The sequence below is a fragment of the Streptomyces sp. BR1 genome (assembly GCF_052373795.1).
Lineage (GTDB): Bacteria > Actinomycetota > Actinomycetes > Streptomycetales > Streptomycetaceae > Streptomyces.
Genome location: NZ_CM126252.1, coordinates 4,693,521 through 4,716,318, shown reverse-complemented (window position 1 = coordinate 4,716,318; position 22,798 = coordinate 4,693,521). Strand labels below are relative to the sequence as shown.

At 72.6% G+C, this 22,798-nt stretch carries 4 protein-coding genes; all 4 read right to left on the bottom strand.

What is annotated here, in order from left to right:
- Window positions 1–2: 2 nt before the first annotated feature.
- Genes ACT1U9_RS20505 through ACT1U9_RS20490 form a run of 4 tightly spaced genes read right to left on the bottom strand, consistent with a single transcriptional unit; the run spans window position 3 to window position 22,779 of the window.
- On the bottom strand, window positions 3–1,352 hold the full coding sequence (locus ACT1U9_RS20505) for a hypothetical protein (protein WP_444534144.1): 1,350 nt from the start codon (window positions 1,350–1,352) through the stop codon (window positions 3–5).
- A 33-nt stretch (window positions 1,353–1,385) separates the two neighbouring features.
- Entirely contained in the window at window positions 1,386–1,607 is a 222-nt protein-coding gene (locus tag ACT1U9_RS20500; RefSeq protein ID WP_188278159.1) for an MbtH family protein, read from the bottom strand.
- Between the two features lie 29 nt (window positions 1,608–1,636).
- Window positions 1,637–5,563 (bottom strand): amino acid adenylation domain-containing protein, encoded by a 3,927-nt coding sequence (locus tag ACT1U9_RS20495; protein ID WP_444534143.1) that lies wholly within the window; start codon window positions 5,561–5,563, stop codon window positions 1,637–1,639.
- Complete coding sequence (locus ACT1U9_RS20490) at window positions 5,563–22,779, bottom strand: non-ribosomal peptide synthase/polyketide synthase (protein WP_444534142.1); 17,217 nt, start codon at window positions 22,777–22,779, stop codon at window positions 5,563–5,565. The genes ACT1U9_RS20495 and ACT1U9_RS20490 overlap by 1 nt, the downstream gene beginning before the upstream one ends.
- Window positions 22,780–22,798: the final 19 nt, after the last annotated feature.

Sequence of the window (22,798 nt, the reverse complement as noted above, 5' to 3'; positions counted from 1 at the left end):
GATCAGGCGGCGGTGAGCTGCGGGAACAACCCGACGTTCGCCGCCGCCTTCAGGTAGTCCGCCCCGGCGGTGCCGCCGGTGCCCGGCACCTTGCCGATGATCTTCATCGTGACGCCCCAGTGGGTGCGCTTCATGCCCCGCCAGTTGGCGTCGAGGCCGCGCATCGCGTCCTCCAGGCGGCGGGCGTCCTCGCTCGGCCAGCCGCCCGCCCGCGCCAGGAACGCCTCCTGGAGCGTGGTGTCGAGCGCGAACAGCGGGCCCTTCTCCGGGCGGTGCGCCTCGCCCTCACGCTTGGCGCTCACCGTCTCCACCAGCTGATACGGCCTCGACTGGATGGCGCTGGCGCCGTGCGTGTGGTCCCGGATCACCGCGAAGGACTCCGGCGGCATGGTGGTCAGGACCCGGTACAGCGGCCCCGTCGCCCCCGACAGCCAGGCCGCGGCCTGCTCCAGGACGGCCGCCGCGTCGGCCGGGCGGTCCGCGCGGACCGCCTCGACCGCCGAGGTCAGCGACCTGGCCACCCGGGCGAAGAGCCGCTCGAAGAGCTGGATGGACCGGATGAACATCTGCTCGTCGTGCAGCGTCGTGACCGGCAGCAGGCTGACCTCGACTGCCCGCAGCAGTGCGGGAGTTGCCTGCTCACGGATGGCCGCGACCGCTGCCCTTGCCGCCTCCGGCACCCCGTCGGCCTCGCTCTCGCCGAGCGCGGCGCGCACCGCGTCCAGGGGCGCGGTGTCCGCCAGGGCCAGCGGCGCGTAGTCCGCGAGCCGGGCCAGCGCCTGCCACGCGGCGGTGGTCCGGGTGCGCTGCGCGGCATGCGCCCCGGCCTGCTCCAGAGCGTTGGTCTCCCGCTCGACGACGTCGGCGATCAGCACCGCCGTCAGCACGTCGTCGGCCCGCTCGGCCGCCGCCGGGGTGCCGTCCGTGTCCCAGTGGGCGATCGACATCACGTCGTTGCCCGCGTACGAGACGTAGTTCATGGGGCGGTCGGTGAAGGTCAGCGGCAGCCAGGCGTCGAACAGCCAGGCGTCCGGCGACGACCAGGGCCGCGCCCGGCCCGAACACTCGATCCCGAGCCGGGCCCCGCGCAGCAGCGCGACCAGCTCGTGGGAGACCTCCGCCTTGCCCACCTTCTGGTAGTAGTCCACGACCTCCCGGTACGGAAAGCGGCCGAAGACCTCCGGACCGTCCCCCAGCGCCTCGTGCGACCAGGCGGCGACGGCCTCGACCGCCTGCCGCAACGCCCGTACCCGGTCCAGCCGTGTGCCGCGGCCGAGGGCCGTCCCGCCGACACCGCGAAGCTCGTCCTCGTGGTGTTCGGCGGATCCCCCGACCGACGCCTTCTCCGTCATATACACGCTTTCACCAATTCTTCGACTGCGCCGCTAGGCGCGTTCCGCGCCCATGGCATCGACGAGGCTCTTGGGGCGCATGTCCGTCCAGTTCCGCTCGATGTGGTCCAGGCACGCCTGCCGGGTGTCCTCGCCGAAGGCGCGCTCCCAGCCGGCCGGCACCTCGACGAACGACGGCCAGAGCGAGTGCTGGCCCTCCGCGTTCACCAGGACCAGATAGGTGCCGTTCTCGTCCTCGAAGGGGTTGGTCGCCATGGTGTTTCTCCTTGTTGTGGGTGGGTGTGTCAGCGGGCGGTCGTACGGTCGTCGATCACGCGGGTGATGACGTCGAGGGCGGCGGGCGTGGTCATGCCCAGGTGCGTGCAGTCCACGTCGAACTCATGGATCTCGCCCGTCACATGGGCGTCCCAGGCCTTGACGGCGTACGGGCCGTCGCCCTGGGCGGAGCGGAACGCCAGCACGTCACCACGGAAGACCCCGGGCACGAACTCCCCGGCGATCTTCCGGTTGTTGGCCGCGACCCGGTGCAGCGCCTCGATGCCCTGCTCGCCCAGGTCCGCCAGCGGGCTGTCGTGCTCGCGCAGCAGGGCGGCGACCTCGGCGGTCGTCAGCGGGCCGGCGCGGCCGTCGCGGGCCGCCGGGCCCAGCGCGTCGGCGAGCACGGCCAGGATCTCCTGCCGGAGGTCGCCCTCCGGCGCGCCCTCGGGGCCTTCCGCCGGGTAGGAGTCGAGCAGCGCGAGCAGTTCGACCTCGGCGCCCTCGCTCTGCAGCCGCGCGGCGATCTCGTGCGCCACCAGACCGCCGAACGACCAGCCGATCAGACGGTACGGGCCCTCGGGCTGCACCGCGCGGATGCGGGCGGCGTAGTCCGCGGCCATCGCGGGCAGATCGGCGGCGCAGGCGTCGTCGGGGTTCAGGCCGCGCGCCTGGAGGGCGTACACCCCGGCGTCGGGCCCGAGGCGGGTGATGAAGCCGGTGTAGCACCAGCCGATCCCGACGACCGGGTGGATCAGGAAGTACGGGGTGCCACCGCGCCCGGCGCGCAGCCGCAGCATGGTCTCGAACGGGTCGTCGTCCCCGCCGTCCTGGTGCAGTCGCCGGGCCAGACCCGCGACGGTGGGCGCCTCGAAGACACTGCGGATCGAGGTGGCGGTGCCAAGGTCGGCGCGGACCCGGTTGACCAGGCGCGTGGCGAGCAGCGAGTGGCCGCCCAGCTCGAAGAAGTCGTCGTCGATGCCGACCGAGTCCAGGCCCAGCACCTCCGCGAACAGGGTGCACAGCGCTTCCTCGCGCGCGGTGCGCGGGGTCCGGCCGCCGGTGGTGCGCCCGGCCGTGGCGTCCGGGGCGGGCAGGGCCTTGCGGTCCAGCTTCCCGTTCGGCGTGAGCGGCAGCGCGGGCAGCTCCATGACGACGGCGGGCACCATGTACTCGGGCAGGCGGCCGCGCGTATGCGTCCGCAGCGCCTCGGAGTCGAAGGCGCCACCCGGACCGGGCACCACGTAGGCGACGATCCGCTTGTCGCCGGGCCGGTCCTCGCGGACCACGACCGCCACCTGGGCGACCGCCTCGTGCTCGCTCAACGCGGTCTCGATCTCGCCGAGTTCGATGCGGTGGCCCCGGACCTTGACCTGGTGGTCAGTGCGGCTCAGATACTCCAGCTCACCGTCCGCGCGCCGGCGCACCAGGTCGCCGGTGCGGTACATCCGCGTCCCGGCCGGACCGTGCGGGTCCGCCACGAAGCGGCCCGCCGTGAGGCCCGGCTGGTCCAGATAGCCCCGGGCCAGCCCCTCACCGGCGAGATACAGCTCACCGGGCACGCCGGGGAGCACCGGACGCAACGCACCGTCGAGCACATAGGCGCGGGTGTTGCGGATGGGGCGCCCGATGGTGGGGCCGCCCTCGGCCCCGGCGTCCAGGGTCACGGCGGTCGACCACACGGTCGTCTCGGTCGGGCCGTACAGGTTGGTGGCCTCGACACCCGCCCGCGCCATCCGCTCGGCGAGCGCGGCCGGCAGCGCCTCGCCGCCGACCAGCATCCGCAGCCCCTCGGCGGCCGACGCCCGCTCGGTGAGCAGCGAGTGCCACAGCGTGGGCGTGGCCTGCATGATCGTGGCACCGCTGGCGGCGATCAGATCGGCGAGCGCGGCCGGGTCGAGGATGGTGTCGCGCTCGGCGACCACCACGCTCGCCCCGGCGAGCAGCGGCAGATGCAGTTCCAGGGCGTGGATGTCGAAGGCGACGGTGGTCACCGCGAGCATCCGGTCGGCGGCGGTGAGCGGGAACCTCTCGCCCATCGCGGTGAGGAAGTTGAGCAGACTGCGGTGCTCGACGACGACACCCTTGGGCGCGCCGGTGGAGCCGGAGGTGTAGATCACGTACGCGGGGTGCTCGGGCCGCAGAGGGCCGACCAGCTCCTCGTCGCTCAGATTCTCCGCGCCCAACTCCCGTATTTCTACGTTGAGTTCATCGAGACAGTGAACAGCCGGGCCCTCGGGCAGGCGGGCGGCACCGTCGAGCGTGGTCAGTACGGCCGCCGGACGCGCTCCGGCCAGGATCGCCTCGACGCGGTCCTTCGGGTGGCCGAGGTCGACCGGCAGATAGGCCGCGCCCGTCTTCAGTACGGCCAGCATGGCGACGACCAGGCGCGGCGAGCGCGGCAGGGCGAGCGCGACCACGGTCTCGGGACCGGCGCCCCGGGCCACCAGGAACCGCGCCAGCCGGTTGGCCTCGGCGTTCAGCTCCGCGTACGTGATCACGGACCCGTCGTCCCAGAGGGCCGCGGCCTGCGGGGTGCGCCGCGCCTGTTCCTCGAAGAGGGCGGGCCAGCACCGCGCCGAGGGCTCGGCTGCGGTGTCGTTCCACTCCTCAAGGATCCGGTGCCGCTCGGCCGCATCGAGTACGTCCGTGTGCGCGGCCGGACGGTCCGGCGCCTCCACCAGGGACCGCAGGACGGTACGCAGCCGGTCCGCCCAGCCGAGCGCGATCTCGCCGGTGAACAGGTCGGGCCGGTAGGTCAGGCGCAGCCGGAGCGTGGTGCCCGGCAGCACGGTGAGGGTGAGCGGGTAGTGGGCGGCGCCGCTGCCTTCCGTGCCCGCGATCTCCAGGCCCTGGTAGGCGGGCTTGCCGTCGCCGGACGGGGCCGGGTAGTTCTCGAACACGTACAGCGTGTCGAAGAGTTCACCGCCCGTCCCGCCGAGCTGCTGGATCTCACCGAGGCCCATGTACTCGTACGCGGCAAGCGCCGAGCGCTCGTCCTGGAGGCGGGTCATCAGCGCGATCGCGGACTCTGCGGGGTCCACCCGCACGCGCACCGGGACCGTGTTGGCGAACAGGCCGATCATCGACTCGACGCCCGCGAGCTCGGGCGGGCGGCCCGAGACGGTGGCGCCGAAGACGACGTCGTCGCGGCCGGTGAGCGCCCCGAGCACCTGCGCCCAGGCGCCCTGCACCACGGTGTTCAGGGTGAGGCCGCGCGCACGGGCCAACTCGGCCAGTCTCGCGGTGAGTTCCGCATCCAGCTCGGCTTCGGTCTCCTCGGGCACCACCGTCTCGCGGCCCGCGCCGACCGGGCCGAGCAGCGTCGGCTCCTCCAGGCCCGCGAGGTGGCCGCGCCAGGCCGACTCGGCGTCCGCGCGGTCGCGCTGCGAGAGCCAGCGCAGATAGTCGCGGTAGGGCTGGACCGGCGGCAGCGTGTGGTCGGCGCCGTCGTGCGCGTACATGGTGAACAGCTCGTGCAGCATCAGCGGCACCGACCAGCCGTCGAGCAGGATGTGATGGCTCGTCAGGACGAAGCGGTGCTCGTCCGCACCGAGCTTGACCAGACGGCAGCGGATCAGCGGCGGCTTGCGCAGGTCGAAGCGGGTGTCGCGGTCGTCCGCCAGCACCTCGGCGAGCCGTGCCTCGCGCTCGGCCGGGGCGAGCGCCGACAGGTCGATCTCCTGCCACGGCACCGGCACCCGGTCCGGGACCACCTGCACGGACTCGCCGTTCTTGCGCTGGCGGAAGGCGCCGCGCAGATTGCCGTGCCGGCGCAGCAGCCCGTCGGCCGCCCGGCGCAGGGCGCCCGCGTCCAGGGCGCCGCGCAGGTCGAACACGAACTGGAGGTGGTAGACGTCGGCGCCCTGCTCGTCGTAGAGCGAGTGGAACAGGAATCCCTCCTGCAGGGCCGTCAGCGGCAGCACGTCTTCGATGCGTGCCTTGGCGCGCGTCATTACTGATCCCCGTCCTCGAACATCAAGTCATCGCCGAAATCACCGAACTCGTCGCCGAATTCGTCCTCGAACGCGTCGATCTCGTCCTGGTCGAGCTGGACCAGTTCGAAGTCGGACGCGGTCGCGCCGCCCGCGTCGGCCCGTTCGGCATGCCGGGCCATCGCGGTCAGGGCCCGTACCCAGGCGTCCGCGACGGCGGACACCTCGGCCTCGGTCAGCACGCCGTCCGGCCACGTCCATACGGCGCGCAGCTCGGCGCCGCCGTCCGTGGGCCGGGTCATCGCGTTGACCGTGAGCGGGTTGCGCAGTGGCATCGCGGTCACCGGCAGGGTGTCCGCGCCGCCGTCCCGGACCGCCTCGGGGGCGAGGCCCCAGTCGGCGGAGCGGCCCGAACCGTCGAACCTGCCCAGGTAGTTGAAGCCGATCTGCGGCAGCGGCAGGGCGGCCATCGCCGGTGCCGTCTCCGGGTTGAGATAGCGCAGCAGACCGTGGCCCAGACCCTGGTCCGGCACCGCCCGCAGCTGCTCCTTGGCCCGCTTGAGCACGTCCCCGACGGCCGGGCCCGCCTGCCACAGGTCGTCCCAGTCCACCGCGCCCGGTTCGATCCGGACCGGGTGGACGCTGGTGAACCAGCCGAGGGTGCGGGACAGGTCGACCCCGTCCACCAGCTCCTCGTGGCGGCCGTGGCCCTCGACCTCGACGAGCACCGGCTCGCCCTGCGGCCGGTTGCGGCCCGACAGCGACGCCAGGGCGAGCGCGGTCAGCAGGACGTCGTTGACGCCCGCGTTGTAGGCGGCGGGCACCCGGGTGAGGACCGCCTCGGTGACGCTCGCGGGCAGCGAGACCGTGAGCGAGTGCGCGGTCGCGGTGGTGTCCCGCTCCGGGTCGAGCTCGCGGCTGCCGAGCGGCTGCTCGGGCCGGTCGTGCAGACCGGTCCAGAAGGCCAGTTCGGCCGTACGGGACGGCTTCGCGGCCTCCTCGGCGAGCAGGTTCGCCCAGCGCCGGAACGAGGTGCCGACCCGCTCAAGACGCGGTTCGGCGCCTGCGGCGACCGCGCTCCACGCGGTGCTCAGGTCGTGCAGCAGCACCCGCCACGACACACCGTCCACCGCCAGGTGGTGCACGGTGAGCAGCAGCCGCCCGGACGTCCCGGCGCCCGCGTCGAACCAGACCGCCTGGAAGATCACACCGTCGGCCGGGGCAAGGCGCTCGCCCGCCGCGACGGCCTCCTTGGCCATCAGGGCGCGGGCCGACGCCTCGTCCATGCCGGTCAGGTCGACCCGGCGCAGACAGTCGGCGGCGGACACCTCCCCGACGGGCCGCACCCTCAACCGCCAGGCACTGTCGACGACTTCGAGGCGCAGTACGTCGTGGTGGTCGACGGCGGCCTGAAGGGTCGCCGCGAGTCCCGTCTCGGTGAGTGCGGCCGGGACCTGGAGCAGGACCGACTGGAGCAGCCCGTCCAGGTCGCCGCCGCGCGCCCGCAGATCGTGCACGACCGGCGTGAGCGGGACCTCGCCGACGCCGTCGTCGGCCGGGGCCGACTCGGGCGCGGTGACCTCCCCGGCCACGGCCGCGAGTTCGGCGAGCGTCCGGGTGCGGAAGACGTCCTTCGGGGCGAGTTCGAGACCGGCCGCGCGGGCCCGGCTGGCCAGCTGGATCGAGCCGATGCTGTCGCCGCCGAGCTCGAAGAAGTTGTCCTGGACGCCGACCGCCTCAAGGCCCAGGACCTCGGCCACCAGGCGGCACAGCACCTCTTCCTGCTCGGTGCGCGGGGCGCCGCCGTTCCCGGCCTCGGACTTGAAGACCGGGGCGGGCAGCTTGGCCCGGTCGAGCTTGCCGTTGGGGGTCAGCGGCAGCTCGTCGAGCGCCACGACCGCCGCCGGGACCATGTACTCGGGCAGCACCTCGGCCGCGTGCGCGCGCAGCTCGGCCGCGTCCACTCCCCGTACGGAATCCGCCGGTACGACATAGGCGACGAGCCGCTTGTCGCCCGGCCGGTCCTCGCGGACGACGACCGCGCTCTGCGCGACCGTGGCGTGCCGGGTGAGCGTCGCCTCGACCTCGCCGGGCTCGATACGGAAGCCGCGCACCTTGACCTGGTCGTCGGCGCGGCCGATGAACTCCAGGGCGCCGTCGTGCCGCCAGCGCGCCAGGTCGCCGGTGCGGTACATCCGCGAGCCCGCGGGCCCGTACGGATCGGCGACGAACCGCTCGCCGGTGAGCGCGGCCCGGTCGAGGTAGCCCCGGGCAAGGCCCGCGCCCGCGATGTACAGCTCGCCCACCGCGCCGACCGGCACCGGCGCGAGCGCCGCGTCCAGTACGTAGGTGCGGGTGTTGGCCATCGGCCGCCCGATCGGCAGCCGGTCGCCCAGCTCGTCCGCCGCGCCCACCAGGTGGTTGGTGGCGCACAGGGTGATCTCGGTGGGCCCGTACAGATGCCGTACGACGACGTGCGGCGCGGCGCGCAGCACGCTCTCGACGGCCGCCACCGACACCACGTCACCGCCGGTCAGGATCTCCTTGACGCCGCCGAGGGCGTCGCCCAGGTCGTCGGCGACGACCCGGAAGAGTCCGGCCGTGAAGTGCACGCCGGTGATGGACTCGTCGACGATCAGCCGCTTGAGCTCGGCGATGTCCAGCTCGCCGGGCGGCGCGAGCACGACGCGGCCGCCCGCGAGCAGCGGCACCCACAGCTCGTAGTTGGAGATGTCGAAGGCGTACGGGGCGTGCATCAGCACCTGCTGATGGCGGTCCCCCTCCGCCCAGGACGGGTCCAGGGCGAGTTCGAGCAGCGCGCGATGGCTGATCGCGATGCCCTTGGGCTTACCGGTCGAACCGGAGGTGTGCATGACGTACGCGAGCGCGTCGGGCCGCATCGGCGGCACGTCCGGGGCCGTGTCGGCGGGCTCGGCCTCGTCGGCGAGGACCACATGGTCGGCGTCGGGCAGGCCGCGCTCACGCCAGGCGTGGTCCGTGACGAGCACCCGGGCGCCGGAGCCGTGCAGCACCTCCCGCATGCGCTCGTCCGGGTAGCTCTCGTGCAGCGGGGCGTAGGCGGCGCCCGCCTTGAGGATGCCGAGCAGGGCGACCACCAGATCGGCGGAACGTTCCAGCAGAACGGCCACGCGGTCCTCGGGGCGCACCCCGAGGCCGACCAGGTGGTGCGCGAGCCCGTTGGCCCGGCGGTCGAGCTCGCCGTAGGTCAGATGCAGCGAGCCGGAGGTGACGGCGACCGCGTCGGGGCTGCGGCGGGCCAGCTCCTCGAAGGTGGCGTGCACCGTCGAGTCGAGCCCCGCGACGGCCACTTCGGTGGCGTTCCACTCGCTGAGCACCTGGTGGCGCTCGTCGGCCCCGAGGATGTCGACCAGGGCGAGCGGCCGGTCCGGGTCGGTGACGGCCGCGTGCAGCAGCCGCCCGAGCCGGGCCGCGATGAGCTCCGCGCTCGCGTGGTCGAACAGGTCGGTGCTGTATTCGAGCATGCCCCGGACGCCGTCCGCGCCCTCCTGAAGGCTCAGCGACAGATCGAACTTGGCGACGCCGATGTCGACCGGCTCACCCGCGATGGTGAGCCCGGGCAGTTCGAGGGAGACCTCGGGCGTGTTCTGGAAGGCGAGCAGCACCTGGAAGAGCGGGTGCCGAGCGCGGGATCGAGCGGGGTTCACCAGCTCGACCAGCCGCTCGAACGGCACGTCCTGGTGCGCGTACGCCGCAAGATCCGCCGTCCGCACCCGCGAGACCAGCTCACGGAAGGTCGGCTGACCCGACACGTCCGTACGCAACACGAGCGTGTTCGTGAAGAACCCGATCAGATCGTCGAGGGCTTCATCGGTGCGTCCGGCGATCGGGCTGCCGATCGGAATGTCGTCACCGGCACCGAGACGGTTGAGCAGCGCGGCCAGAGCGGCCTGCACCACCATGAACACGGACGTGGACGACTCACGGGCGAACTCGGTGATGCGTCCGTGCAGTTCGGCGTCCCAGTCCACCGACACCCGCCCACCGACATGGCTCGACTCCGCCGGGCGCGGCCGGTCGGTGGGCAGCTCCAGCTCGTCGGGCAGACCCGCCAACGCGTCCTGCCAGAAGGCGAGTTGACCGTGCGCGAGGCTGTCCGACTCGCTCTCGTCGCCGAGGAGTTCACGCTGCCAGAGCGCGTAGTCCGCGTACTGGACGGGCAGCGGCTCCCACTGCGGGGCCCGACCCTCAAGACGGGCCGCGTACGCCGTGCCCAGGTCGCGGGCCAGCGGCGCCATCGACCAGCCGTCGCCCGCGATGTGGTGCAGCGAGATGGCGAGGACGTGGTCGCTCTCGTCGACGGTGAACAGCGAGGCCCGTACGGGTATCTCGCGCGACAGGTCGAAGCCCGCGCTCGCGGCCGTCTTCAGGAGGCCGGGCAGCGCCTGCTCGTCGGCCCGTACGAAGGACAGCGAGAAGGCCGCCTCGGCCGGGGCCAGGATGCGCTGCTCGGCGCGCCCGTCGGACTCGACGAACACGGTACGCAGCGACTCGTGCCGGGCGACCACATCGGCCAGCGCCGCCTGGAGGGCGTCGCCGTCCACGGTGCCGGTCAGGCGCAGCACGACGGGCATGTTGTAGAGCGCGTCCGCGTCGTGGAGCTGGCTGAGCATCCACAGGCGGTGCTGGGCGAAGGAGAGCGGCAGCGGGTCGGGCCGGTCCTTCGGCTCCACCGCCGGGCGGGCCGACTCCGCGTCGTCGCAGGCCACGGCGAGGCCGAGCACGGTCGGGGTCTCGAAGAGGGTCGCCAGCGGGAGTTCCACGCCGAGCACCGAACGGATGCGGCTGACCAGCCGCGTCGCGAGCAGCGAGTGGCCGCCCAGCTCGAAGAAGCTGTCGTCGATACCGACCCGGGTCAGTCCCAGGACCTCGGCGAACAGACCGCACAGCACCTCTTCGCGCGGAGTGCGCGGCGCACGACCCGACACCACCGTGTCGAAGTCCGGCGCGGGCAGCGCCTCGCGGTGCACCTTGCCGGTCGGCGACAGCGGGATGGCGGCCATCGCGACGACGGCGGCCGGGACCATGTACTCGGGCAGCGCGCCCGCGACATGCGCCCGCAGCTCGGCCGCGTCGACACCTCGTACGGAATCCGTCGGCACGACGTACGCCACCAGGCGCTTGTCCCCCGGCCGGTCCTCGCGTACGACGACGGCGGCCTGGGCGACCGAGGCGTGCCGGTCGAGTACGGCGGCGATCTCGCCCGGCTCGATGCGGAAGCCCCGCACCTTCACCTGGTCGTCCGCACGCCCCAGATACTCCAGCTCACCGTCCGCGTTCCACCGCACCAGGTCACCCGTGCGGTACATCCGCTCACCCGGCGCCCCGAACGGGCACGCCACGAAGCGGTCGGCGGTCAGGTCCGGCCGGTTGAGATAGCCGAGCGCCACGCCGTCGCCCGCGAGGTAGAGCTCTCCCATGACCCCGGCCGGAACCGGCTCCAGGCCCGAACCCAGCACGTACGCACGGGTGTTGGGGATGGGGCGGCCGATCGGCGCGGAGATGGCACCGGTCAGCGGGGCGCTGAGGGTGGCGCAGACGGTCGACTCGGTCGGGCCGTACGCGTTGAGCATGGTCCGGCCGGCCGACCAGCGCGCGGTCACCTCGGGCGGGCACGCCTCGCCGCCGGTGATCAGCCCGCGCAGGGTGGGCACGGTCTCGGGGTCGAGGGTCGCGACGAAGGCGGGCGGCAGCATGGCGTGCGTGACGCCGGTCTCCGCCATGAGCCGTACGACCGCGTCGCCGATGACCTGCTCCGGGCGCGGCATCACCAGAGTGGCACCGGCAAGCAGGGTCATGACCAGCTCACCGGCCGAGGCGTCGAAGCTGAGCGAGGCGAACTGGAGCACCTTCGACTCTGTGTCCACACCCAGCGCGTCCTGGTGCGAGACGGCGAGGCTGGCGAGGCCCCGATGGGTGACCAGGACGCCCTTCGGCTTGCCGGTCGAGCCGGAGGTGTAGACGACGTACGCGGGGTGGCCGGTGCGGAGCGGGGAGACGCGGTCGGCGTCGGTCAGATTCGTATCCGACCCTGTCGTGCACTCCTCGTCGTCCAGGCGCCAACGCGGTACGTCGTCCGGGACACGGCTGCCCGCGTCGCCGACGGTGAGCAGGCCCAGGGGCGCGGCGTCCGCGCACATGTAGGCGGCGCGCTCGGCCGGGTAGTCCGGGTCGATGTTGAGGTAGGCCGCACCCGCCTTGACCACGGCCAGGGCGGCGAGCACCAGCTCGGCCGACCGGGGCAGCGCCAGCGCCACCACGGTGTCCGGCCGTACCCCACGCTCGACCAGACGGCGGGCGAGCCGGTTGGCACGCGCGTTCAGCTCGGCGTAGCTGAGCGCCTCGCCGTCGTGCAGCACGGCCGTGGCCTCGGGCGTCCGGGCGACCTGCGCCTCGAACAGCGCGGGCAGCGTCGCCGGGGCTATCGGCTCGCCGTTGGTGTTCCAGTCGGTGAGGACGCGCCGCCGCTCGTCCGCGTCGAGGACGTCGACGCGGCTGACCGGGCGGTCCGGGTCGCCGACCACCGCGTGCAGCAGGCTGTGCAGTCGCTGCGCGAGACCGTTGGCGGTGTCCTCGTCGAAGAGGTCGCCGCTGAATTCGAGGACGCCGTCCATACCGGTCGCGTCGGCCTGCTCGCGCAGGCTGAAGACCAGGTCGAACTTGGCGACGTCCGTGCCGACCGGCTCGGCCCCGATGGTGAGTCCGGGCAGTTCGAGGTGGACCTCGGGCGTGTTCTGGAAGACCAGCATGACCTGGAAGAGCGGGTGCCGGGCACGCGAACGGGCCGGGTTGACCAGCTCGACCAGCCGCTCGAAGGGAACGTCCTGGTGCGCGTAGGCCGCGAGGTCCGCCTTGCGTACCCGCGAGACCAGCTCACGGAAGGTGGGCTGCCCGGACACATCCGTACGCAGCACCAGCGTGTTGGTGAAGAACCCGACGAGGTCATCGAGTGCTTCGTCCGTACGCCCCGCGATCGGGGTGCCGATCGGGATGTCCTCGCCCGCGCCGAGCCGGTTCAGGAGCGCGGCGAGCGCGGCCTGGACGACCATGAAGACGGAGGACGACGACTCGCGGGCGAACTCCGCCAGTTTGCCGTGCAGTTCCGCGTCCCACGTGAACGGAACCATGCCACCCTTGTGGCTGGCGACGGCGGGGCGGGTGCGGTCGGTCGGCAGGTCGAGCTCTTCGGGCAGAGCCGCCAACGCGTCCTGCCAGAAGGCGAGTTGGCCGTGCGCGAGGCTGTCCGACTCGCTCTCGTCGCCGAGGAGTTCACGCTGCCAGAGCGCATAGTCCGCGTACTGGACCGGCAGCGGCTGCCAGTCGGGAGTACGGCCGTCACACCGGGCCGCGTACGCCGTCCCCAGGTCGCGTGCCAGCGGCGCCATCGACCAGCCGTCGCCCGCGATGTGGTGCAGCGATACGAGGAGTACGTGTTCGGTGTCGCCGAGCGCGAACAGGAACGCCTTCAGGGGGATGTCGCTCGACAGGTCGAAGCCCGTCTTCACGGCCGCGTCGAGGAGGTCAGGGAGCGCCCGCTCGTCGGTTTCCGTGACCGGCAGCGATACCTCACAGGAGCCGAGGACGACCTGGCGGGCCTCGCCGTCCACGTCCGGGAAGACCGTACGCAGCGACTCATGGCGGTCGACGACGTCGGCCAGCGCCAACTCCAGGGCGGAGCGGTCGAGTTCACCCGTGAGCCGGAGCACCATCGGCATGTTGTAGAGCGCGTCCACGCTCTCCAGGCGGTTGAGGAACCACAGCCGCCGCTGGGCGAAGGAGAGCGGGACGGCGTCGGGCCGGTCCATCGGGACCAGCGCCGGACGCGCCGCTTCGGCCTCGGCCGAGATCGCGGCCAGACCCGCCACGGTCGGCGTCTCGAACAGCGCCGACAGCGCCAGCTCGATGCCGAGCACCGAACGGATGCGGCTCACCAGGCGCGTGGCCAGCAGCGAGTGACCACCGAGGTCGAAGAAGCTGTCGTCGATGCCGACCCGGTCGACGCCGAGGACCTCGGCGAACAGACCGCACAGGACCTCTTCACGCGGGGTGCGCGGCGCACGACCCGACACCACGGCGTCGAAGTCCGGCGCGGGCAGCGCCTTGCGGTCCAGCTTGCCGTTCGGGGTGAGCGGCAGCGCGTCGAGGGCGACCACGGCCGACGGAACCATGTACTCGGGCAGCGCACCCGCGACATGCGCCCGCAGCTCGGCCGCGTCCACGCCACGTACGGAGTCCGTCGGCACGACGTACGCCACCAGGCGCTTGTCCCCCGGCCGGTCCTCTCGTACGACGACGGCAGCCTGCGTCACCGACGGATGACGGCCCAGGACCGCCGCGATCTCGCCCGGCTCGATACGGAAGCCCCGCACCTTCACCTGGTCGTCCGCACGCCCCAGATACTCCAGCTCGCCATCCGCGTTCCACCGCACCAGGTCACCCGTGCGGTACATCCGCTCACCCGGCGCGCCGAACGGGCACGGCACGAAGCGCTCGGCCGTCAGGCCCGGGCGGCGGAGGTAGCCGCGCGCCACACCGTTGCCCGCCACGTACAGCTCGCCGGGCACCCCGGCCGGAACCGGCTGGAGGCCCGAACCGAGCACGTACAGACGGGTGTTGGCGAGCGGGCGGCCGACCGGCAGCGGGCCTTCGGCCGGGGTCGTGCCCGGCTCGACGCGGTGTTCGGTGGCGCTGACCGTGGTCTCGGTCGGGCCGTAGACATTGCGTACGGTCACGTCCGGGTGCGCGGCGCGCCAGTCGCGCAGCGCCTCGGCGGTCAGCGGCTCGCCCGCGAGCAGCAGGTCGGCCGTGGGCGAGGCGTGCCCGGGCAGGGCCTGGAGGATCGGCAGATGGCTGGGGGTCGCCTTGAGCAGGGTCGGCGCGGTGGCCGGGAGTTCGCCCTCGTCGAGGCGGCCCACGACGACGCAGCCGCCCACCGTCAGCGGCGTGAGCAGCGCGGTGACCGTCATGTCGAAGGACACCGACGAGTGCAGCAGGGCGGACCCGCCCGCGCTCGGGTAGCTGCGGCCGGCCCACTCCAGGTAGTCGACGAGGTTGCGCTGTTCCACCACGACGCCCTTGGGCGTGCCGGTGGAACCCGAGGTGTAGATGACGTACGCCGGGTGGTGCGGCCGCAGCGGACGGATACGGTCCGCGTCGGTCGGGTTCTCGGCGACGGGTTCCACACTGTCCGCGAAGACACGCGCGACGCCGTCGAACTCCTCCCGTCCCTCGACCGCGTCCCGCGTCGTCAGGAGCCGCACGGGCGCGGCGTCGCGCAGCATGTACGCGATGCGGTCGGCCGGGTAGTCGTGGTCGACCGGGAGGTACGCGGCCCCGGACTTGAGCACGCCGAGCAGCGCGGCGAGCAGGCGCGGCGAAGGCCGCATGGCCACCGCCACCAGGTCCTCGGGGCCGACGCCCTGCGCGGTCAGCTCCCGCGCCACACCGTTGGCCAGCGCGTTCAGCTCGGCGTACGTGAGGGTGTCCTCACCCTGCCGGGCAGCGGGCGCGTCCGGGGTCCGGGCGGCCTGCCCCTCGAAGAGCTCGGGCAACGTGGTGTGGGCCACCGCACTCTCTGTGGCGTTCCACGCCGTCAGGACACGCTGCCGCTCGTCCGCACCCAGGATGTCGACCCGGCTGACCGGCCGGTCCGGGTCCGACAGCAGCGCCCGCAGCATGTGTTCCAGCCGCGCGGCGATCCCCGAAGCGGTGTCGCGGTCGAAGAGGTCCCCGTTGAATTCAAGGGTGCCGCCGATCCCGGCCGGACCCTGATTGCCGTGCTGTTCCCGCACGTTGAACGACAGGTCGAACTTGGCGACGCCCGTGTCGACCGGCTCGACCCCGATGGTGAGCCCCGGCAGTTCGAGATGGACCTCGGGCGTGTTCTGGAAGGCGAGCAGCACCTGGAACAGCGGGTGCCGGGCCCGCGAACGAGCCGGGTTGACCAGCTCCACCAGCCGCTCGAACGGCACGTCCTGGTGCGCGTACGCCGCAAGATCCGCCGTCCGTACGCGGGAGACCAGCTCACGGAAGGTGGGCTGACCCGACACATCCGTACGCAACACCAGCGTGTTCGTGAAGAACCCGATCAGATCGTCGAGAGCTTCATCCGTACGACCCGCGATCGGGCTGCCGATCGCGATGTCCTCGCCCGCGCCGAGACGGTTGAGGAGCGCGGCCAAAGCAGCCTGCACAACCATGAACACCGAGGACGACGACTCCCGCGCGAACTCGGTCAGCCCACGGTGCAGTTCGGCGTCCCAGTCCACCGACACGCGGCCACCGGCGTGGCTGGCCACGGCCGGGCGGGGGCGGTCGGTCGGGAGCGTCAGCTCTTCCGGGAGCTCGGCCAACGCCTGCTGCCAGAAGTCGAGTTGGCGGTGGGCGAGGCTGCCCTGCTCGCTCTCGTCGCCGAGCAGGTCGCGCTGCCACAGCGCGTAGTCCGCGTACTGGACGGGCAGCGGCTCCCACTGCGGGGCCCGGCCCTCAAGACGGGCCTTGTACGCCGTGCCCAGGTCGCGCGCCAGCGGTGCCATCGACCAGCCGTCGCCCGCGATGTGGTGCAGCACCATCAGGAGTACGTGCTCGTTCTCGCCGAGCGAGAAGAGCGCGGCGCGGACCGGCAGGTCGCGGGAGAGGTCGAACGGCTGCTTGGCGGCCGCGTCGAGGAGCGCGGGGAGTCCCTGCTCGTCGGTCGTCGTGATCGGCAGCGGTATCTCGCACGTGCCGAGGACGACCTGGCGGGCCTCGCCGTCCACGTCCGGGAAGACCGTACGCAGCGACTCATGGCGGCCGACCACATCACCGAGCGCGGCCCGCAGGGCGTCGCCGTCCACGGTGCCGGTCAGACGCAGCACCAGCGGCATGTTGTAGAGCGCGTCCACGCTCTCCAGGCGGTTGAGGAACCACAGCCGCCGCTGGGCGAAGGAGAGCGGCACCGACTCCGGGCGCTCGCGCGACTCCAGCGCGGGGCGTGCGGAGTCCGCCTCAGCCGTGATCCCGGCCAGACCGGCGACCGTCGGCGTCTCGAACAGCGCCGACAGCGCCAGCTCCACACCGAGGACCGAACGGATGCGGCTCACCAGACGGGTGGCCAAAAGGGAATGCCCGCCCAGCTCGAAGAAGCTGTCGTCGATACCGACCCGGTCGACGCCGAGGACCTCGACGAACAGGCCGCACAGCACCTCTTCACGCGGGGTGCGCGGCGCACGACCCGACACCACCATGTCGAAGTCCGGCGCGGGCAGGCCCTTGCGGTCCAGCTTGCCGTTCGGGGTGAGCGGCAGCGCGCCGAGGGCCACGATCGCCGCCGGAACCATGTACTCCGGCAGCACCCGGGCCACCTGCGCCCGCAGCTCGGCCGTGTCCACACCTCGCGCGGAGTCCGTCGGCACGACGTACGCCACCAGCTGGCCGGGGCGGTCCGCGCGGGTCACCACGGCGGTCTGGGCAACACCAGCCTGCGCGCCCAGCACGGACTCGATCTCGCCGAGCTCCACCCGGTGGCCACGGATCTTGACCTGTTCGTCGGCGCGGCCCAGATATTCCAGCGTGCCGTCGGCCCGGCGCCTGGCCAGGTCGCCGGAGCGGTACATCCGCTCGCCCGGCGCCCCGAACGGGCACGCCACGAAACGCTCGGCCGTGAGACCCGCGCGGCCCAGATAGCCGCGCGCCACACCGTCGCCCGCGAGATAGAGCTCTCCCGCGACACCCACCGGAACGGGCCGCAGCCGCTCGTCCAGGACGTACGCGCTCATATTGGTGACCGGCGTGCCGATCGGCGGCCGCTGGTCGCCACAGAGCGCGCCGCTCATGGTGACGCAGACGGTGATCTCGGTGGGGCCGTACGCGTTGATCATCCGGCGGCCGGGCGACCAGCGGGCCACCAGCTCTCCGGACGAGGCCTCGCCGCCGACGAGCAGCGTGCTCACCGTGGGCAGGTCCGTCGGCGCCAGGACGTCGAGCACGGACGGCGGCAGCAGCAGATGGCTGACCTGGTGCTTCGCGGCGAGCTCCACCAGCGGTGCGCCGGGCCGGAGTTGGTCGGGCGAGGCGAGGACGAGAGTGGCGCCGGAGAGCAGCGCCATGGCGAACTCCCAGAAGGCCGCGTCGAAGCTCAGCGAGGCGAACTGGAGCACCCGGTCACCGGGGCCGACTTCCAGGAGCCCGTCGGCGTCGAGGAGTCCGGCGACACCGGTGTGGGTGCACACCACTCCCTTGGGGCGGCCGCTGGAGCCCGAGGTGTAGATGATGTAGGCCGCGTGGGCGGGGTGCAGCGGGCTGCGGCGTTCGGCGTCGGTGACGTCGTGGGACGGGAGGTCGGCCGCTGCTTCCTGGTCCAGTTCCAGGTACGCGGTGCCGTCCGGCAGCCCGGCCGTCGCGCCCCGGTCGACCAGGGTGAGGGTGGGTCGCCCGTCGGTGAGCAGATACGCGATGCGCTCGGCCGGGTAGGCGGGATCGACCGGGAGATAGGCGGCGCCGGCCTTCAGTACGGCGAGCACCGCGACGGGCAGTTCGGCGGAGCGCGGCAGCATCAGCGCCACCGTGTCCTCGGCGCCGATGCCACGCCCGATGAGCAGTCGGGCCAGCCGGTTGGCGCGGCTGTTCAGCTCCTCGTACGAGAGGGTGGTGTCGCCGAAGACGACGGCGGGCGTGCCCGGGGCGGCGGCTGCCCGGGCCTCGAACAGCTCGGGGATGGTGAGGGCCGGGATGTCCTTGCGGGTGTCGTTCCACCCGTCGGTCAGCTGGATGCGCTCGGCGTCCGTCAGCAACTCCAGGTCGCCGATGGGCAGTTCGGGTTTCGCGGCCGCCGCCAGGAGCAGGCGCGTCAGCCGGGCCGTCATCAGCTCGACGGTGTCCCGGTCGAACAGGTCGGTGCTGTACTCGACGAAGCCTTCGAGCCCGGCCGGGGAGCCGTCGGCGCCGCGCGTCTCGGTGAGGCTGAGCGACAGGTCGAACTTGGAGCCGCCGGGGTGGACCCCGTACCGGTCGAGCTCCAGGCCGGGCAGCTCCATCGTGGAGCCCGGGGTGTTCTGGAGGGCGAGCAGGATCTGCACCAGGGGCTGCCGGTTGGCGGAGCGCACCGGGTTCAGCACCTCGACCAGGCGCTCGAACGGCAGGTCCTGGTGGGCGTAGGCGGCCAGGTCGGCGGCGCGCACCCGGTCGACGAGCTCGGCGAAGCCGGGGTTGCCGGAGGTGTCGGTGCGCAGTACGAGGGTGTTGACGAAGAAGCCGACCAGATCGTCGAGGGCTTCGTCGGTGCGTCCGGCGATGGGGCTGCCGACGGGGATGTCGTCGCCCGCGCCGAGCCGGGTGAGCAGGGCGGCGAGACCGGCCTGGAGCACCATGTAGAGGGTGGCGCGGCGCTCTCCCGCGAGGGCGAGCAGCGCCTGGTGGAGCTCGGCGTCGAGGTGGACGGGCAGGGCCACGCCCTGGTGGCTGGCGACGGCGGGGCGGGGCCGGTCGGCGGGCAGGTCGAGCTCTTGCGGCAGCGCCGCCAACGCGCCCTTCCAATAGGCCAGTTGCTCATGCGCGAGGCTCGCCGGGTCGTTCTCGTCGCCGAGAAGGTCGCGCTGCCACAGCGCGTAGTCCGCGTACTGCACGGGCAGCGGACGCCACTCGGGCGTACAGCCGTCGATGCGGGCGGTGTACGCGGCGGCCAGGTCCTGGGCCAGCGGCGCCATGGACCATTCGTCACCGGCTATGTGGTGCAGAACGAGAGCGAGTACGTGCTCGCGCTCGCCCAGCGAGAACAGGGTCGCGCGCACGGGGATCTCGCGGGCCAGGTCGAAGACCGTGGCCGCCGCCGCGTCGAGCAGCGCGGGCAGCGCCTCTTCGTCGGCGTCGACGACCGGCAGCGGCACCTCGCAGGCACCGAGGACGACCTGGCGGGCCTCGCCGTCCACGTCCGGGAAGACCGTACGCAGCGACTCATGGCGCTCGACCACATCGGCGAGCGCCGACTCCAGGGCGCCACGGTCGAGTTCACCGGTGAGCCGCAGGGCCAGCGGCATGTTGTACGTCGAGCCGCCGCCCTCGACCTGGTCGAGGAACCACAGCCGCTGCTGTGCGAAGGAGAGCGGCACGGCGTCGGGCCGCCGCATCGGCACCAGGGCGGGGCGTACGGACGCGGCCTGCGAGAGCTGGGACGCCAGCCCCGCGACCGTCGGCGACTCGAAGAGCGTGCCCAGCTGGATCTCGGTGCCGAGCTCGGCGCGTACGCGTACGGCGAGACGGGTGGCGAGCAGCGAGTGGCCGCCGAGGTCGAAGAAGCTGTCGTCGATGCCGACCCGCTCGACGCCGAGGACCTCGGCGAAGAGGCGGCAGAGGATCTCCTCCTGGGCGTTGCGCGGCGCGCGCCCGGAGTCGTCGCCCTCGAACGTCGGCGCGGGCAGGGCGCGTTGGTCCAGCTTGCCGTTGGGGGTGAGCGGGAGCACGTCGAGGGACACCACGGCGGCGGGCACCATGTACGAGGGCAGCGACTCGCCCGCGTACGCGCGCAGCTCCGCCGGGTCCATCGCGCCGTCGCGCAGCACGGCGTAGGCGACGAGGCGCTTGTCGCCGGGCCGGTCCTCGCGGACGACGACCGCGACCTGGGCGACCTTCGGGTGGCGCGCGAGCACGGACTCGATCTCGCCGAGCTCGATACGGAAGCCGCGGATCTTCACCTGCTGGTCGGCGCGGCCCTCGTAGGCGAGCAGGCCGTCGGCGGTCCAGCGGGCGAGGTCGCCGGTGCGGTACATCCGGCTGCCGCTGGGGCCGTACGGGTTGGCCACGAAGCGGTCGGCGGTCAGGCCCGGCCGGTTGAGATAGCCGCGGGCCAGACCGTCACCGGCCACATACAGCTCGCCGGTCGCGCCGGGCGGCACCGGGCGCAGGGCCGCGTCCAGGACGTAGGCGCGCAGGTCGGCGAGGGCGGGGCCGACGGTGCTGCCGTTGTCGCTCGCCGCGCTCTCGCGGGTGAACGCCTGCTGGGTGACGTGCACGGTCGTCTCGGTGATGCCGTACATGTTGACCAGCGTCGGCCGGTCGTCGGGGTGCCGGTCGTACCACTCGCCGAGCCGGCCCGGGGCCAGCGCCTCGCCGCCGAACACGACGTAGCGCAGGGCGAGTTCGCTGTCGGGCTGGCGCTGGTCGGCCTGGATCAGCTGGTAGAACGCCGACGGGGTCTGGTTGAGGACGGTGACGCGCTGCTCGGCGAGCAGGGCGCGGAACGCCTCGGGCGAGCGCGAGACGGTGTGCGGCACGACGACCAGGCGGCCGCCGTACAGCAGCGCGCCCCACAGCTCCCAGACCGAGAAGTCGAAGGCGTACGAGTGGAACAGCGTCCAGACGTCCTGCTCGCCGAAGCCGAACTGGTCGGCGGTGGCGGAGAAGAGCCGGGTGACGTTGGAGTGCGGGATCACCACACCCTTCGGGCGGCCCGTGGAGCCGGATGTGAAGATCACATACGCGGGGTGGTCGGCCCGCAGCGGCGTCGTGCGGTCGGCGTCCGTGGGGTTCTCGGAGCGGCCCTCGTTCCTGGCGGCGGCGACGTCCGGGACGCCGTCGAGGACGAGGACGGGACCGGCCTCCTCCATCACGGCGGCGCGGCGCGCGGCCGGGGCGTCTGGGTCGACGGGCAGATATCCCGCGCCGGACTTGAGCACGGCGAGGACCGCCACGACCAGCTCGGCGGAGCGCGGCAGGACCAGGCCGACCAGCTGCTCGGGCCCGGCGCCCTGGGCGATGAGCCGGTGGGCGAGCCGGTTGGCCCAGGCGTTCAGCTCCGCGTACGTGAGGGTCGTGCCCTCGTACACCACCGCGACCGCGTCGGGGGTGCGGCGGGCCTGGGCCTCGAACCAGGCGGGGATGGTGCCCGCGTCGAGAGCGGTGGCCGTGGGGTTCCACTCGGTCAGGACGCGGTGGCGCTCGTCCGCGTCCATCACGTCGACCGAGCCGATCGCCCGCGCGGGGTCGGCGGTCAGGGCGCGCAGATAGGCGACGAAGCGGCGGCCGTGGCCGTCGATGTCCTCGGCGCCGTACGCGGCGGTGTTGCCCGCGATCCGCACCCCGATGCCGTCCTCGCCCGAGCCGCCCTCGAAGACGATCACCAGGTCGTCGACGGGGCCGCTGGGCATGCCGTGGGCGGCCGCCGTGCAGGGGCCGAACCGCAGCCCCTCGTCGAGCGGAAGGAAGTTGATGGAGGGGCCGAACATACGGCGCGAGTGGCCGCCGAGCCCGAGGTCCTTGCGCAGGTCCTCGCCCCGGTAGCGCTGGTGGCGCAGCAGGCCGCGCATCTCCTGGCCGACGTGCCGGTGCAGATCGATGAAGGACATCTCGGAGCGTACGGCGAGGCGCAGCGGCAGGACGTTGGAGGCCATGCCGGGGGTGGCCTGGGTGACCGAGGTCAGACGGCCGGTGACGGGGAAGCCGAGGACGACGTCGGCCGCGCGCGTGAAGTGGCGCAGATACGCCGCCGCGGCGGCCGTGAGGGTCACCTGCCAGGTCGAGCGGGCCTCGCGGGCGAGCCGCTTGATCTCGGCGAAGTACTCGGGCTCCAGCCACGCCTCGTACCGCTTGGACTCGGCCCACAGACCGGTGGCGCGGTCCGGGAGATTCAGGATCTCGGGGTCGTCGCCGAACCGTTCGAGCCAGTAGTCGTGGTCCCGCGTACTGCGTTCGCTCCCGGTGTACTTCTCGTGCTCGGCGACGAACTCGGCGAGCGGGGAGAACGAAGTGAGGGGAATCTCTTCTTCCGCCACGAGTGCGGTGTAGCAGTCGGCGACGCGCTGCACGAGGAGGTTGAACGCATAGGCATCACAGACGATGTGATGCGTCCTCATGTACCAGAAGAAGCGGTCCGGGGCGACCTGGAACAGCATCTGCACGAACAGCGGGCCGTTTTGCAGGTCAAAGGGCTTGTCGAGGTCTTCCTGCATGGCCGCGAAGGCCGCCGCGCGCGGGTCGCTCTCGCTTGTCAGGTCCACGTGCGGCAGCGGCCAGTCGCGCCACTCGCGCACCGACTGCCGTGGTACGCCGTCGACTTCGGTGAAGACGGCCCGCAGCGCCTCGGCCTCGTCGATCGCCTGGCGCAGCGCGCCCTCGAACAATTCCGGGGCGAACGTCCCGTGAATTTCCACGTAACCGTTGAGGTTGTAGAGAAGGCTGTCCGGAGCCAGCTTCTGGGCGAACCAGACGCGCTCCTGCGCCGTCGACAAAGGATGGCCTGCAGACTGC

Excerpts from the sequence above, each read along its gene's own strand:
- ACT1U9_RS20505 (WP_444534144.1), bottom strand. The coding sequence starts at position 1,352 with ATGACGGAGAAGGCGTCGGTCGGGGGATCCGCCGAACACCACGAGGAC.
- ACT1U9_RS20500 (WP_188278159.1), bottom strand. The coding sequence starts at position 1,607 with ATGGCGACCAACCCCTTCGAGGACGAGAACGGCACCTATCTGGTCCTG.
- ACT1U9_RS20495 (WP_444534143.1), bottom strand. The coding sequence starts at position 5,563 with ATGACGCGCGCCAAGGCACGCATCGAAGACGTGCTGCCGCTGACGGCC.